The following is a 12,667-nucleotide window of genomic DNA, read 5'->3' as shown; positions in this document are numbered from 1 at the left end:
TCAGCACACTCCGACACACAAGGATGACATCTGCCATGACCACACCCACGGCCCTTGCCACCGACGAGGCGCGCACCCGCCTGCACGAACTGACCATCATCGACGTGCGCACCCCGGGCGAATACGCCGGCGGCCATCTCCCCGGCGCGCTCAACATCCCCCTCGACCAGATCCGGCGCGCGCTGCCCGACATCCGTCACGCCACCGACCGCGGCGACGTCCTGGTCGTCTGCGCCTCCGGCGCCCGCTCCGAGAACGCCTGCAAGATCCTCGCAGAGAACGGCGTCACCACCGCCACCCTGTCAGGAGGAACCGGCGCCTGGGCGGCCGACGGCCACGAGCTCCACCGCCCCCAGGGCGCCTCCCGCGCCACCTGGGGAATGGAGCGGCAGGTGAGGCTCACCGCAGGAGCGATCGTGCTGCTCGGCCTGCTGCTCGGGCTCGTCGTCCACCCTGCCTTCCAGTTCCTCTCCGCCGGCATCGCGGGCGGTCTGGTCTTCTCCGCCCTGACCAACACCTGCGGCATGGCCGCCATGCTCGCCAAGCTCCCCCACAACCGCCCCCGCGCCGCCGACCTCGACCACACGCTGGCCGCACTGCGCAACCGCTGAACCACACCACAAAGGGGAGGGAACCGGCTCCGGATCCCTCCCCTTTCGTAGCCCAACCGTCCGGACCGGGCGGGTGATCCGGCGTCGCGGCACCAAGGCTCAGGCCAGAGACAGGAACAGCTTCTCCAGCCGGGTGCGCATCTGCTCCCGGTCGCCGGAGGCGGCCATGTCCGTATCGGTCAGGCAGTGCTGCAGACCGGTGGCGATGATCGCGAAACCGGCCTTGTCCAGAGCCCGGGACGCCGCGGCGAGCTGGGTGACGACGTCCTCGCAGTCCCGCCCCTCCTCAATCATCTTGATCACACCGGCGATCTGACCCTGCGCCCGGCGCAGCCGGTTGACCACCGTCTTCAGTTCTTCAGCAGCCATCGCCAGTTCCACAACCCACGCTCCTTCGAGATACCCCCTTGGGTATCCTACCGAAGGGGTAACCCTGACCGGGCAAAGGAAAATCCCTGTCGCTCCACCGCCACCGCGCTCAGCGTGATCAGGCCAACGCCCGCCCGTACGAGGAAGCGCGTGAGTTCGAGGATTCTCAGAGGGGCGAACCACTGAACCCGTGCGTTGTCGTCTGGCTGGGGACAGGAACTCGCACACGGTGTGGCATCTCCTCCACCCGGCAGACCCGCGCGCCCACGGATTCCGTACTCGCCCCGCGTCTCCGGTCCTGCTGTGCGCCCAATGGACGGACGGGCCGAGCCGGCCACACGGCTGCCGACTCCGTTCATGGATGGCGTTGTGAAACCGCCGGGTGGAGCTCCGCCGCGATCGCTCCACCTGGCGGGACCTGCGCGCACCGGCGACAGCGTCCGGGCAGTGCGGTGCACTACACCGGTGTACGTGGATGGTGGCGGCAGCGAACCGTCATCCTCGCCCGCTGACGGCCTGGCGGCGCAGGAAGAGGTTCATGGCGCTCATGGTCAGCACCGTCTGTCCGTGCTGGTCGATGACCTCGATGCCGGTGGTGACGAGACCGCGATCCGGCTTGGAGCGCGACACTCGGGCATCCTGGACCGTCGCCCGCAGGGACAGACTGTCGCCGGGTCTGACCGGCTGGACCCAGCGCAGTTCGTCGATCCCAGGGGAGGCCAGGCAGGCCACCTTGCTGACGTAGTGGTCGGCATACATGCGCATCGTGACGGAACAGGTGTGCCACCCGCTGGCGATGAGACCGCTGAACGGGCCCTGCCGGGCCGCCTGGGGATCGTTGTGGATGCTTTGCGGGTCGAACTCGTCGGCGAACCGAAGGATGTCCTCCCTCGGCATGGTGATGCTGCCGTAGACGTACACGGCACCCGGCACGTAGTCCTCGAAGTACCGGTCCTCGACCGAGGCGGCGAAGTCGGTGTCGCTCAGGGTCGTGGTGGTGCCTGCCGTCCCGCGCGGCGCGGGAGCGGTCCCCGGGTGCCGAGACCCGGTCCGGGCACGTGCGTACGCTGCGTTCGCTGCCTCACCGTCGCCGTTCATCCGGTCACGATGTCTTCCAGGGCGTCGCGCCCCAGGGCGGCCGAGGCCGCGACGACGCCGCCCATGATGGCGCCGCTGACGCCGGCCGACGCCACGTCCTGGCCCGTGAGGAGCAAGCCGGGGACATGGGTGTGGGCACCGAGGTCACGCAGGGCGAACCGCTGCGGGGTGTGGGCGAGGGACATGAAGTCGCCCCTCTCCCGGCCGAGGAAGTGGTTGAAGCTGAGCGGCGTCGCCAGTTCGGTGTGGTCGATGCGTCCCTCCAGCTGGGGGCAGAAGCGGAACACCTGGCCCAGCAGTTCCTCGGTCAGCCTGTCCTTGAGGCGCTCGTAGTCGGCGCCCCGGCGCATCCAGGCGCTGTCCGCGTACGGCTCGAACAACGACCAGCTGGTCAGCCCCGCGATGTCGATGGTGGTGCGTCCCGGGTAGCGGCTTTCCCACGACGGGTCCTTCACGGACGGGAAGGTGATGAAGTACGTCGGCATGGCGCGGTTCTCGGGGTCGGCCTCGAACTTGGCGATGTCGCCGTCGATGTCGGGTCCGGCGTGGGCCCAGATGTTGGCCGGATCCAGGTCGAGCCGGTCGCCGGATTCCCGGATGCCGATGTTGAGCATGACGTACGTCTGCGAAGGGCCGATGGACCGCAGGGAGTCGACGAGCCGGGTGGCTTCGGGAGTCCGGTCCGGCAGCAGCCGGGTCATGGTGTTGAGCGCGCCAGCGTCACTGATCACCAACGGCGCGAGGAAACTCTTCCCGTCCGCCATGAGAACGCCGCGGGCCGAGCCGCTGTCGTCCAGCATGACCCTCTCGACCTCCGCGGAGATCAGGACGGTTCCTCCGGCTCCGGTGATGACATCGGTCGCCGTCTCCGCGAGTCGTGCGGAGCCTCCGACGGGGAAGTTCGCGCCGTCGATGTAGTGGCGGATGAGCATGGCGTGCATGCCGAACGAGGCGCGGCCGGGGGCGAGGGAGTAGTCGCCGTAGTGGCCGCTGAGCACCGCGCGCAGCTCCGCGTCGTCGGTGAGGTCGGTGAGGACCTCGGTGACCGTCCGGTCCGCATGCGAGCGGAAGGGTGCGGCCAGGTCGTCGTAGAGGGTGTCTCCCACTGCGTGCGGGAGGCTGCGGTGGGCGAGGTAGGGGCGAGCCGCACGGTTCGCCGTGTGAACCATGTCGACGTACCGGTCGATGGCCCCGGACTCGTGGGGGAAGTACTCCTTCATGCGGTCCTTGAACCGCTGTACACCGGACCGGTACTCGTACTCCCGGTCCCCGATGAAGACCCGGTTGTACACGTCCGGCATGGGAGCCCACTCCAGCTTGCCGCCGCTGATGTGGTCGAAGATCCGGCGCAGGCCGCTGGTGGGCCGGTGGACGTCGCCCATGTAGTGGAGCCCGGCGTCCCATTCGTATCCGGCGCGCCGGAACGTCTGGGTGGCGCCGCCCGCCGTCGAGTGCTTCTCCAGCACGAGGACCCGTTGCCCGGTCCGGGCCAGGAAGGCGGCCGTGGTCAGGCCGCCGATCCCCGATCCGATGACGATCGCGTCCCATGTCCGGCCGGCTGTACTGCGGTGGTAGCTCTCGCCGATGCTCACGCGGTGACTCCTTCATCTGGCTTCGCAAAACAGTAGTCAGCCTACGGGGGTGGATAGAATCGAGCAACACACAGGAGAGGGAGACGTGAGCGACGCAGCCGAAGCAGAGACTGAGGGCCATCCGGAACGGTGGCAGCGGGACGCGTGGGACATCGAACCCGACTCGATCAATCTCGCCCTGCGGTCCCTCAGCCCGCGGACCACGGGTGTGATCATCAGGGAGGCCTTCTACGGCACACGCCGCTTCGACGACTTCGAGCGCCATTGCGGCATCAGCCCGAGCGTGCTGTCCGCCCGCCTGAGGGACCTCGTCGCCGACGGCATCCTGGAGAAGACCCGCTATCGGGCTCCCGGCACGCGCGGACGCGACGAGTACCGACTCACCGACAAAGGCCGCGCCCTGCTGCCCATCCTGATCGCCCTCAACGACTGGGCCGAGCGCTGGATCGTCCCGGCCGATGCCGCCACGATCTCCCTGCTCCACCACGACTGCGGCAGCCCCGTCCGCACGGTGGTGACCTGCGCCTCAGGACACGAGATCACCGCGCCCGGACAGGTCATCGCGAGGCCGGGCCCCGGGGCCCGGCCTGTGTCCGACTGAGCGGCGCGCGGGTGCTGGAGTCGTTGCTGCCTGCGGTGGGCATAAGTCGCAGGTGGCCTGGCTTCGGCGGCTGGTAAACGGTGTGCGGTGGCGGGTTCGGACCGGAGTTCCTTGGTGGGACCTGCCGTTCGAGTACGGACCGTGGCAGACGGTGTATGGACTGTTCCGGAGATGGCAGCGTCGGTGTGTGTGGGCCCGACTGTTGACGTTGTTGCAGGCGAGGGCTGATGCGGCCGGGCTGATCTTCTGGGAGGTCAACGTCGACTCCACCATCTGCCGGGCACACCAGCATGCTGCCGGTGCCCGCCGACGCGGTGCTGTGCAGAAGGAACCGCCGGGCGGAGTGAGCGCCGAACCTGAAGACCATGGACTGGGCAGGTCGCGAGGCGGGTTCACCACGAAGATTCATCTGGCGTGTGAGCAGGGACAGAAGCCGTTGTCGCTGCTGATCACCGCCGGGCAGCGCGGTGACAGTCCGCAGTTCGAGCCGGTCCTGAACGCGATCGGTGTGCCCCGGCTTGGTGTCGGCCGGCCGAGAAGCCGCCAGCGCAGACGTGGCATCAGGTGCACGATTCCTGAGCCGGTCGGTCAGGTCCGCAACCGCAGGCGCCGCGGCCGTGGCGGTGGCCGTCCGCCCGTCTTCGACCGCGAGGACTACACGGCCCGGCATGCGGTCGAATGCGGGATCAGCCGTCTCAAGCAGCACCGGGCCGTGGCGACCCGGTTCGACAAACTTGCAGTTCGGTTCGAGGCGATGGTTCAGGTCGCGGCGATTTATTACGGAGGAACAGCGCGTTTCCTGGCATTGGCGCGGGGCGGTGTGTATGGGGTTGCACCTTCCGTAGCGGCATGTGGTCCGGTGGACTTACGTCCCGGTCCCTTGAGGAAAGGTCCTTGCTCATGCATTCGCCGTTCATGCCACCTCGCCAGGTCAAGATCGGTGACGCGGCTGCCTTCGCCGGCACCACGCCGCGGGCGATTCGCCACTACCACGAGATCGGCCTGCTCCCCGAGCCTGAGCGGGGCGGCGATGACCGCCGCCGCTACGGGTACGAGGACATGATCCGCCTGCTGTGGATTCGCAAGATGGCCGACGCCGGGATCGCCCTGGACGACATCCGTGACGCCTTTACCACCGGCACGGCTACCGCCGGTGCGGACAGCGGAGACGGTATCGCGGGCATCCTGGAGCGGCTGGAGGAAACCCTCGCCGAGCAGGAGGCGGAATTGCGGCGGCAGCGGACCGCCGTGCAGCGGATGCGCACCGAAGGCAGCCGGATGGGCCTGCTCTCCGACTTCGTCACCGAACGCCTCAAGAGCCTGCCTGAGGGCTCCCTGCGTCAGGCGGACCTGGACAGTCTGCTGGTCACTGAGCGGATCTTCGGCCCGCTCGGCGCGGCCATCCAGGCCACCCGCTTCGTCATCCTGGCCACGCATCCCACTCTGCGGGAGGATTCCGACCGCATCGATGACGCCGAGGAGACACTCGATGACAGCGTCGCCGTCGATGATCCACGGGTGGCTCAAGTGGCCGTCGAGCGGCACGCCTTCGAAAGCGCCCTGCAGGCCGTCATCGAGGAGTCCGGCCTAGGGAAAGACGACGATGCCCTCTGCGACGCCTGGGACACTTTGCACCCTGCCACCGCCGATGACGGCGAGGACGAGGCCGACCTCAGCTCTGGCAGGCGGGAGGCTGACTCCATGAGCGTGCTCGAAGCCACCGGCAAGATGCCCTACGACTTCTCCCCAGCCCGCCTGCGCTGTATGGAACTGGCCGAAGAACTATCCGCCCAAGAGCCACCCGCTACCTAAAACACGGCCTGGCCACGCCGGCTGCTGCGATCGCCGTAGACGCAAGTGCCGGCGACGGCAGCGAGGAAGTACCAGACACGTACGAGCATGATGGCGGGCGTGATCGTCCGCTCGAAGACAGGACGGGCCCCCGCCTGCGTTACCTTTCGCCCGTTGATGCCACAGGCACCGGCTCGTCGAGGACGGCCGCCACATGACCCGCCGGTGCGAGGCCGACTTGCCCTACTGTGGGCACGCGGTAGTGCGGGTTCACACCGCCTGATGGCCGGCGCACGACGCTCAGCCCGGGAGCGCACGCCGGCCGGCTGTGCCACGCGTTCGGCGCTCGCGTCATGACGACGGTGTCCGGCGTTGTGGGTTCCCTGTGCCTCGACAGCCGAAGGAGCGACCGCGGATTGGTCGGCGCTGTTCAGTGTGCAGGAGCGCGGTCTCAGCGAGTCCCACGGCCGGCCGAGTTGCCCACCAAAGCCTGACGCCCCGTTCCCACGTCCTGGGCATCCAGGCCGCGCCGAGCCCGAGCACGCGTACGCCGGATGCGTACGGCACAGAGTTCGGGGTGAGAGCATCGGCGCTGGCCGCCAATGTTCTCACCAGCCCGTGACACGCCCCCAGTAGCCCTGGATCACCGGCGTGCCCGGGGTGTCCCGGCTGCTGTCGATGACGTGGTAGCCGTGATGCTGGGCGGCGGTGGCGCAGGCGTGGTTGGGCAGGACGCGCAGCCGGGTGCCGACGGGCAGGTCCGGAAGGGGGGATCCATCTCGGGTGGAAAGGATGCCGTGTTCCTGGCTGGCGCCGCTCATGAGCAGCTGGGGGACGGGGTTTCCGTTCAGGTCGGTTACGAGCCCGTAGCCCTGGTCGACACGCTGGTTGGCGGTGCCTCGGTCGCGGGACATGGCCATCCAGCCGCCGTCGGTGAGGATCCAGCCGTGTTCGGGGCGGTGACCGATGACGGTGACCACAACGGACAGCGCGAGGTCGTCCACCTCGCACACGCCGAGGCCGGCCATGACGAGGTCGAAGAAGACGTAGTTACCGGCGCGGACTTCGGTGACGCCGGTGAGGTCGGTTGCGGCGTGGGCGGTCGGAGTAGATCCGACGCTGACCGTGTCCACGCGCAGGCCAGCCTCGCGCAGCTGCTGTGCGGCGGCGACGGCGACGTCGCGTTCGTGGTCGGCGGCCTTGTGCTGTTCGGCGCGGGTGGTGGCGAAGTAGGACTCGCCCGCGTGGACGAGGACGCCGGCGAGGCTGTCGGATTCGGCGAGGATGCGGCCGATCTCGACGAGCGTGGGGTCCTGGAGGGTCACGCCTCCGCGGTGGCCGTCGCAGTCGACCTCGATCAGGGCCGGGATGGGCGTGCGGGCAGCGGCGGAGGCGTCCCGCACGGCGCGGGCCTGTTCGGTGCTGTCCAGCAGAACGCTGAGGGTGATCCCGCGTTGCAGCAGGGCGATGACGCGCGGGAGTTTGTGCGGGTCGATGCCGACGGCGTAGAGGATGTCGGTATACCCGCCGTCGGCGAAGGCTTCCGCCTCGGCCAGGGTGGAGACGGTGATCGGTCCGGGGGTGTCGCCGTGGATCAGGGCGGCGACGGCGAGGGACTTGGCGGTCTTGAGGTGCGGTCGCAGGCTGACGCCGAGTGTACTGACGTGGTCGGCCAGCCTGGCGATGTTGTGTGTGGCCTTGGCCGTGTCCAGCACCGCGAACGGGGTGTCCGGGTCGACCAGGCTGAGTGCGCCCACGGTGTCGGAGGTAGTCGGGGCGGGGTGCGGGGGCGGCGTGGTCATGGTGCGGTGTCCAGTCGGTCGAGGAGGGCCAGGCCCAGGTAGAGGTCCTGAAGGCCGATGCCCGAGCTGTCGAAAAGGGTGATGTCCTGGGGTGTGCGTCGGCCCGGCGCTCGCCCGGTGAGCACGTCTCCGAGTTGGGTGACGGGCGCGTCAGCCGGGGCGTGCTGCAACTCGCCGATCCTGCGGGACTGGCTGGTTATGTCGCAGAAAAGCTGTGCGCGGGACAGCAGTTCGGCGGGCAGCTCGCGTTTGCCGGGGGCGTCAGCGCCCATAGCTGACACATGAGTGCCGGGCCGGACCCACTCTGCTTGGAACAGGGCCGGGTCTGCGGTGGTGGAGGTGGTCGCGGTGATGATGATGTCGGCGCTGGTGGCGGCTTCCTCGGCCGCTGCGGGCCGTGCGGGGATCCCGTCACTGGCGAGCGCGTCCGTGAACGCCCGGGTCCGGTCCGGGTCGCGTCCGACGGCCAGGACCAGGTCGACAGGGCGGACCCGGGCGACGGCGCGTACGTCGTAGCCGGCCTGGTGGCCGGTGCCGAGGACGGCGAGTGTGCGTGCGTCCGGGCGGGCGAGCAGGTCGACGGCCAGGGCGTCGGCGGCCGCGGTGCGGTAGGCGTTGGCGGTGCCGGCCTCGAGCACGGCGGCAATGCGGCCGATGCTCTGGTCGAGGATCAGCAACGTGGAGTGGTGCCTGGGCAGTCCGTGGCGGCCGTTTGCGGGCCAGTAGGTGCCGATCTTCAGCCCTGCGTGGGCGGAGGAGGCGGCCGGTTTGACGGTGTATCGGTTCGTGGGGTCCGATCCGTGTACGTTCAGCGTGTCCAGCACCGCGCAGCCGACGGTGGCCTCGAAGGCTTCTTTGGCGGCCTGGAGCGCCAGTTCGTGGCTGATCACTGCTGCGGTCTGCGCCTCGGGAACGTAGCGCAGTCCGCTTCTCAGCTCGCCCGTGGCGTCCTGGGGCTCAGTCGAGGGCGGCAATTGCGTGCACCTCCACTGCGGAGCCGTAGTGCAGTTCCTTGGCACCCACGACGGCCCGCGTGGGCCGGACCGGGCCGAGCCAGGCACGGTACAGCTGGTCGAAGAGAGGCCAGTTGGAGATGCCGGTCACGTGGACGGTGACCGAGATCAGCCGTTCCCGGCTGGAGCCGGCGGTGACCAGACAGGCGTCGAGGTTGTCCAGCACCTGCCGGGCCTGGACCTCGAACGGCTCGTCGGCCAGCCGGGTTCCGTCGGGCGCCAGGGGAAGCTGGCCGGAGATATAGGCCACGCCACGGTGGGTGGCGATGTGCGAGTAATGGCCCGCCCGCGGCACCAGCTGCGCGCTGTCGAACGTCGCTATCGAGGTACCCCCGCCCGTGCCTGATCCGGCGTTGTGGAGGGTGTTCCCACCGGTGGCCATCGTCCTCATTTCGTGTACGCGTAGACGCTGGCCCGTGAGATACCGAGGAGGTCGGCGATGGTCTGGGCCGCGTTGCGGGTGTCGAAGTAGCCGTCCTGGTGCAGGCGGCGTACGAGCTCCTTCTTGACGTCCTTGTGAAGGGCCCGCGGGGTGGTGGAGCGTTCGGCGGCGGCCGCCTCGATGACCTCACGCAGTTCCCGGCGGGAGCGGTCGCGCAGGGTCTCCAGCTCGACGTCGCGGTTCTCGGGGTCGGTCGCCACCAGGTTGGACAGAGACAGGGTGACCGGCGACAGCGTCGATACGTCCAGGTTCAGGCACAGGGCGGCGATGTACTCCCCGGCCGTGTTCTTGATCCCGATCGACGTGCTCTTGGTGGGCCGTCCGTCGGGGAACTGGTTGGCGTAGTTCTGAATGACGCTGGGGTAGTCGGGGTCCTTGATGCGGGCGAGGCCCAGCTCGGTGGCCGAGTCGCCGACCTGCCTACCGGACAGGTTGTTCTCGATGACGCGGATGGCGTGGGCCGGGTCGCGCAGGTCGTGCAGGACCACCTCGCACAGGCCGGGGAACATGCGCCCCAGCGCGACGGCGATCTTCTCGGTCTCCGCGAGGAGATGCTCGTCCTCTGCTGCCACCGCCGCCGGCCCGCCCTGCAGCTGCGCATCGTCCTGGCCGCCGCGGCTTTCGCCCTTCACGGACATCGGTCGGTCCCTTCCCTCGCTGTCGTTGCTGCCGCTCATCCTGCTCCCCACCATTACCCGCCTTGTGTTCTGCGGGCAGTCCGCCCTGAAGGCATGCGATGCACATGCCACGGGCCACGAGAAGCAGGCCACCGAAAACCAATCTAGATCTTTCGTCCAGCTATGGACAGATACTCTATCCAGTTCTAGAGTTCCCGTCCAGTTTCAGATGTCGATCGACACCGTTCACCTACGATGGAGGCAGAGCGATGGCAGGCGGTCACCGAGACAGCCAGCTGACGAGCCCGCGTCGGCTGTGTCGACCGGGCCGACGCCGGGTACGCCAAGGCGCTGCGCCCCCGGCGCATCCGGATGATCGCCATCGGCGGCTCCATCGGCACGGGTCTGTTCCTCGGGGCCGGCGGGCGCCTCGCGCAGGGCGGGCCGGCCCTGGCCCTCGTCTACGCCGTGTGCGGCGTGTTCACGTGGTTCATGATGCGAGCCCTGGGCGAGATGGCCGTCCACCGGCCGTCCTCGGGCGCATTCGTCTCCTACGCACGGGAGTTCATGGGCGAGAAGGGCGCCTACGTCACCGGCTGGCTGTTCTTCATCGACTGGTGCGCCAGCGTCATGGCCGAGACCACGGCCATCGCTCTGTACCTGCACTACTGGGACGCCTTCAAGCCAGTGCCCCGGTGGATCCTCGCCCTGATCTCCCTGGCGCTGGTCGTGGCGGTGAACATGCTCAGCGTCAAGATCTTCGGCGAGACCGAGTTCTGGTTCGCCATGATCAAGATCGTCGCGATCGTCGGCTTCATGGTCGTGGCCTCCGCCGTCGTGCTCCTGCAGTTCCAGGTCGACGGACACAGTCCCGGGCCGGCCCTGATCACCGACAACGGCGGTTTGTTCCCTCGTGGTTGGCTGACCGCCATCACCCTCGCCCTGGGCGTGGTCTTCGCTTTCGGCGGCACCGAGATGACCCTGGTGCTGCCCTGGACCGCCTACAGCAAGTCCGAGTCACCCTTCGTCACGTTCTTCTTCGCGCTCGGGTTGCCGGGCATCGGCAGTGCCATGAACCTCGTGGTCATCACCGCGGCGATGTCCTCGATGAACTCCGGCCTCTACGCCACCGGCCGCACCCTGCGTTCCATGGCCATCGCGGGCAGCGGCCCCAGGATCGCCGCCCGCCTCAACCACAACCAGGTGCCCTTCGCCGGTGTGCTGATCACCGCCGGACTTGGCGTGATCGGCGTCGTCATCAACTATGTCCGTCCCTCACAGGCGTTCGACATCGTCATGAACCTCGCGGGCATCGGGATCGCCGGTACCTGGATCTCCATCATGGTCAGCCACTGGCTGTTCGTCCGGCGCGCCCGGCAGGGACTGCTGACCCGGCCTGCGTTCCGGTTGCCCGGCGCTCCCTGGGTGAACCTGCTCACCGTGCTCTTCCTGACCATGGTCATCGTCGGCATGTGGTTCGCCGACGACATCGGCGAGCCCACCATCCTGCTGTTCCTCGGCATCTGCGTGCTCATGGTCATCGGCTGGTACCGCATCAGGAACCGCATCGCCACCACCACTCTGCCCCCTGCACAGGGACCGCATTCCGCGCCCGGCACGGACGCCGCCCCCGACGGGACCGAGCCCGCCTGATCACCGGCCACGAGCCCTCGGCCGGCCCACCACACGAAGGAAAACTCCGCATGCGCACCACACGCCGCGTCCAGTTCCTCTACACCGGAGGCACCATTGGCATGGTCCCCTCGCCCCGCGGATTCGAACCCGGCGGCGACATCCACGCACAGGTCCAAGGGGCTGTCCACGCCCAGGGCACTGACGCCTCCCTCGCCGGCCTCGACCTCGGCTTCGCCCAGCTCAAAGAGGTCATCGACTCCTCCAACATCACCCCCGAGCACTGGCAGGAGATCATCGACCACCTCCGCGCGCACCACGACGCCCATGACGGCTTCGTGGTCCTGCACGGCACCAACACTTTGGCCTACTCGGCGGCTGCGGCCGCTCTCGCCCTGTCGGACTTCGGCAAGCCCGTGGTGTTCACCGGTTCCCAGGTCCCCTTCGGCATGCCCGGCAGCGATGCCCCCGGCAACGTGATCGGCGCCCTCCTGGCCGCGGCATCGGGCGGCAGCGGCGTCAGCCTGTACTTCGACGGCACCCTGCTGCCCGCCATGCGTGCCACCAAGGTCTCGGCGCTGGACCTGCACGGCTTCGTCAACCCGTACGACGGCACGCCCGACGCGCCACGCCACGGATGGGCCCATCCCGCCCCCTACCGGCGCCACGACGTAACAGTCATCACCATGGCCCCCGGCATGACAGCCGCCCGCTTCCGGGCGATGACGACCGCCGCCCCGGCCGCCGTCATCCTGCGCGCATACGGCGCCGGGGAAGGCCCCTGCGACGAGCCCGGCCTGGAGCAGGCCATCCGCAATCTGGTCACGGGCGGTACCCCTGTCGTCGTCATGAGCCAGTGCCTGCACACCCGCATCAACCTGAACAAGTACGCAGCCGCCCAGTTCTTCACCCGAGCCGGGGCAATCGGCGCGGACGACATGTCCCTGGAAGCCCTGTACGCGAAGCTGCAGTTCCTGCTCAGCCAGGAGATACCTCCCGGCCAGCTCAGCACCTGGGTGCGCACCAACATCGCCGGCGAACTTGCCGCCGATCTCCACGGCAGCATCCCCGAACCGGTCTCGTGAACCACCGCGCCCGC

Annotated in this window: 12 protein-coding genes and 1 pseudogene; 6 read left to right on the top strand and 7 right to left on the bottom strand. The window is 68.6% G+C overall.

Annotation, left to right across the window (positions count from 1 at the left end):
* Positions 1 to 35 precede the first annotated feature (35 nt).
* Positions 36 to 611, top strand: a complete 576-nt coding sequence (locus tag ACFZDA_RS13965) for a rhodanese-like domain-containing protein (RefSeq protein WP_391079711.1) — start codon at positions 36 to 38, stop codon at positions 609 to 611.
* Positions 612 to 710: 99 nt separating this feature from the next.
* Here the strand turns inward: ACFZDA_RS13965 and ACFZDA_RS13960 are convergent, their stop codons facing one another.
* The 3 genes from ACFZDA_RS13960 to ACFZDA_RS13950 form a co-directional block, all read right to left on the bottom strand.
* The gene (locus ACFZDA_RS13960) at positions 711 to 992 is read right to left on the bottom strand and encodes a metal-sensitive transcriptional regulator (RefSeq protein WP_319345906.1); all 282 of its coding nucleotides are present in this window, start codon (positions 990 to 992) and stop codon (positions 711 to 713) included.
* Between the two features lie 483 nt (positions 993 to 1,475).
* The gene (locus ACFZDA_RS13955; protein WP_391079707.1) at positions 1,476 to 2,078 is read right to left on the bottom strand and encodes a MaoC/PaaZ C-terminal domain-containing protein; all 603 of its coding nucleotides are present in this window, start codon (positions 2,076 to 2,078) and stop codon (positions 1,476 to 1,478) included.
* The gene (locus ACFZDA_RS13950) at positions 2,075 to 3,670 is read right to left on the bottom strand and encodes an FAD-dependent oxidoreductase (protein WP_391079704.1); all 1,596 of its coding nucleotides are present in this window, start codon (positions 3,668 to 3,670) and stop codon (positions 2,075 to 2,077) included. The genes ACFZDA_RS13955 and ACFZDA_RS13950 overlap by 4 nt, the downstream gene beginning before the upstream one ends.
* 85 nt (positions 3,671 to 3,755) lie before the next feature.
* Here ACFZDA_RS13950 and ACFZDA_RS13945 point away from each other — a divergent pair, with 85 nt between their 5' ends.
* The 3 genes and pseudogenes from ACFZDA_RS13945 to ACFZDA_RS13935 all read left to right on the top strand — a co-directional run bounded on the left by ACFZDA_RS13945 (position 3,756) and on the right by ACFZDA_RS13935 (position 6,083).
* Positions 3,756 to 4,271 (top strand): winged helix-turn-helix transcriptional regulator, encoded by a 516-nt coding sequence (locus ACFZDA_RS13945; RefSeq protein WP_391079702.1) that lies wholly within the window; start codon positions 3,756 to 3,758, stop codon positions 4,269 to 4,271.
* Positions 4,268 to 5,046: pseudogene (locus tag ACFZDA_RS13940) on the top strand (IS5 family transposase); the annotation flags it as partial. The gene ACFZDA_RS13945 and the pseudogene ACFZDA_RS13940, both read left to right, overlap by 4 nt.
* Before the next feature lie 125 nt (positions 5,047 to 5,171).
* Positions 5,172 to 6,083, top strand: a complete 912-nt coding sequence (locus ACFZDA_RS13935) for a MerR family transcriptional regulator (RefSeq protein ID WP_391079700.1) — start codon at positions 5,172 to 5,174, stop codon at positions 6,081 to 6,083.
* Positions 6,084 to 6,670: 587 nt separating this feature from the next.
* Here ACFZDA_RS13935 and ACFZDA_RS13930 read toward each other — a convergent pair.
* From ACFZDA_RS13930 to ACFZDA_RS13915, 4 genes are read right to left on the bottom strand one after another with little or no spacing between them, the layout of a single operon-like run.
* Complete coding sequence (locus ACFZDA_RS13930; protein ID WP_391079697.1) at positions 6,671 to 7,864, bottom strand: alanine racemase; 1,194 nt, start codon at positions 7,862 to 7,864, stop codon at positions 6,671 to 6,673.
* Positions 7,861 to 8,838 carry an ornithine cyclodeaminase family protein gene (locus ACFZDA_RS13925; protein ID WP_391079695.1) on the bottom strand — a complete coding sequence of 326 codons (978 nt, stop codon included), beginning with the start codon at positions 8,836 to 8,838 and terminating at the stop codon, positions 7,861 to 7,863. The genes ACFZDA_RS13930 and ACFZDA_RS13925 overlap by 4 nt, the downstream gene beginning before the upstream one ends.
* Positions 8,822 to 9,259, bottom strand: coding sequence for a Rid family hydrolase (locus tag ACFZDA_RS13920; RefSeq protein WP_391079692.1), 438 nt, complete (start codon positions 9,257 to 9,259; stop codon positions 8,822 to 8,824). The genes ACFZDA_RS13925 and ACFZDA_RS13920 overlap by 17 nt, the downstream gene beginning before the upstream one ends.
* A gap of 5 nt (positions 9,260 to 9,264) precedes the next feature.
* Positions 9,265 to 9,957: a PAS domain-containing protein gene (locus ACFZDA_RS13915; RefSeq protein ID WP_391079689.1), complete on the bottom strand. Its 693-nt coding sequence runs from the start codon at positions 9,955 to 9,957 to the stop codon at positions 9,265 to 9,267.
* Between the two features lie 351 nt (positions 9,958 to 10,308).
* Here ACFZDA_RS13915 and ACFZDA_RS13910 point away from each other — a divergent pair, with 351 nt between their 5' ends.
* On the top strand, positions 10,309 to 11,589 hold the full coding sequence (locus ACFZDA_RS13910; protein WP_391079687.1) for an amino acid permease: 1,281 nt from the start codon (positions 10,309 to 10,311) through the stop codon (positions 11,587 to 11,589).
* A gap of 50 nt (positions 11,590 to 11,639) precedes the next feature.
* Entirely contained in the window at positions 11,640 to 12,653 is a 1,014-nt protein-coding gene (locus ACFZDA_RS13905) for an asparaginase domain-containing protein (protein WP_391079685.1), read from the top strand.
* Positions 12,654 to 12,667 lie beyond the last annotated feature (14 nt).

Source organism: Streptomyces sp. NPDC007991 (genome assembly GCF_042958445.1).
Lineage (GTDB): Bacteria > Actinomycetota > Actinomycetes > Streptomycetales > Streptomycetaceae > Streptomyces.
This window is presented reverse-complemented; position numbering and strand designations above follow the sequence as displayed.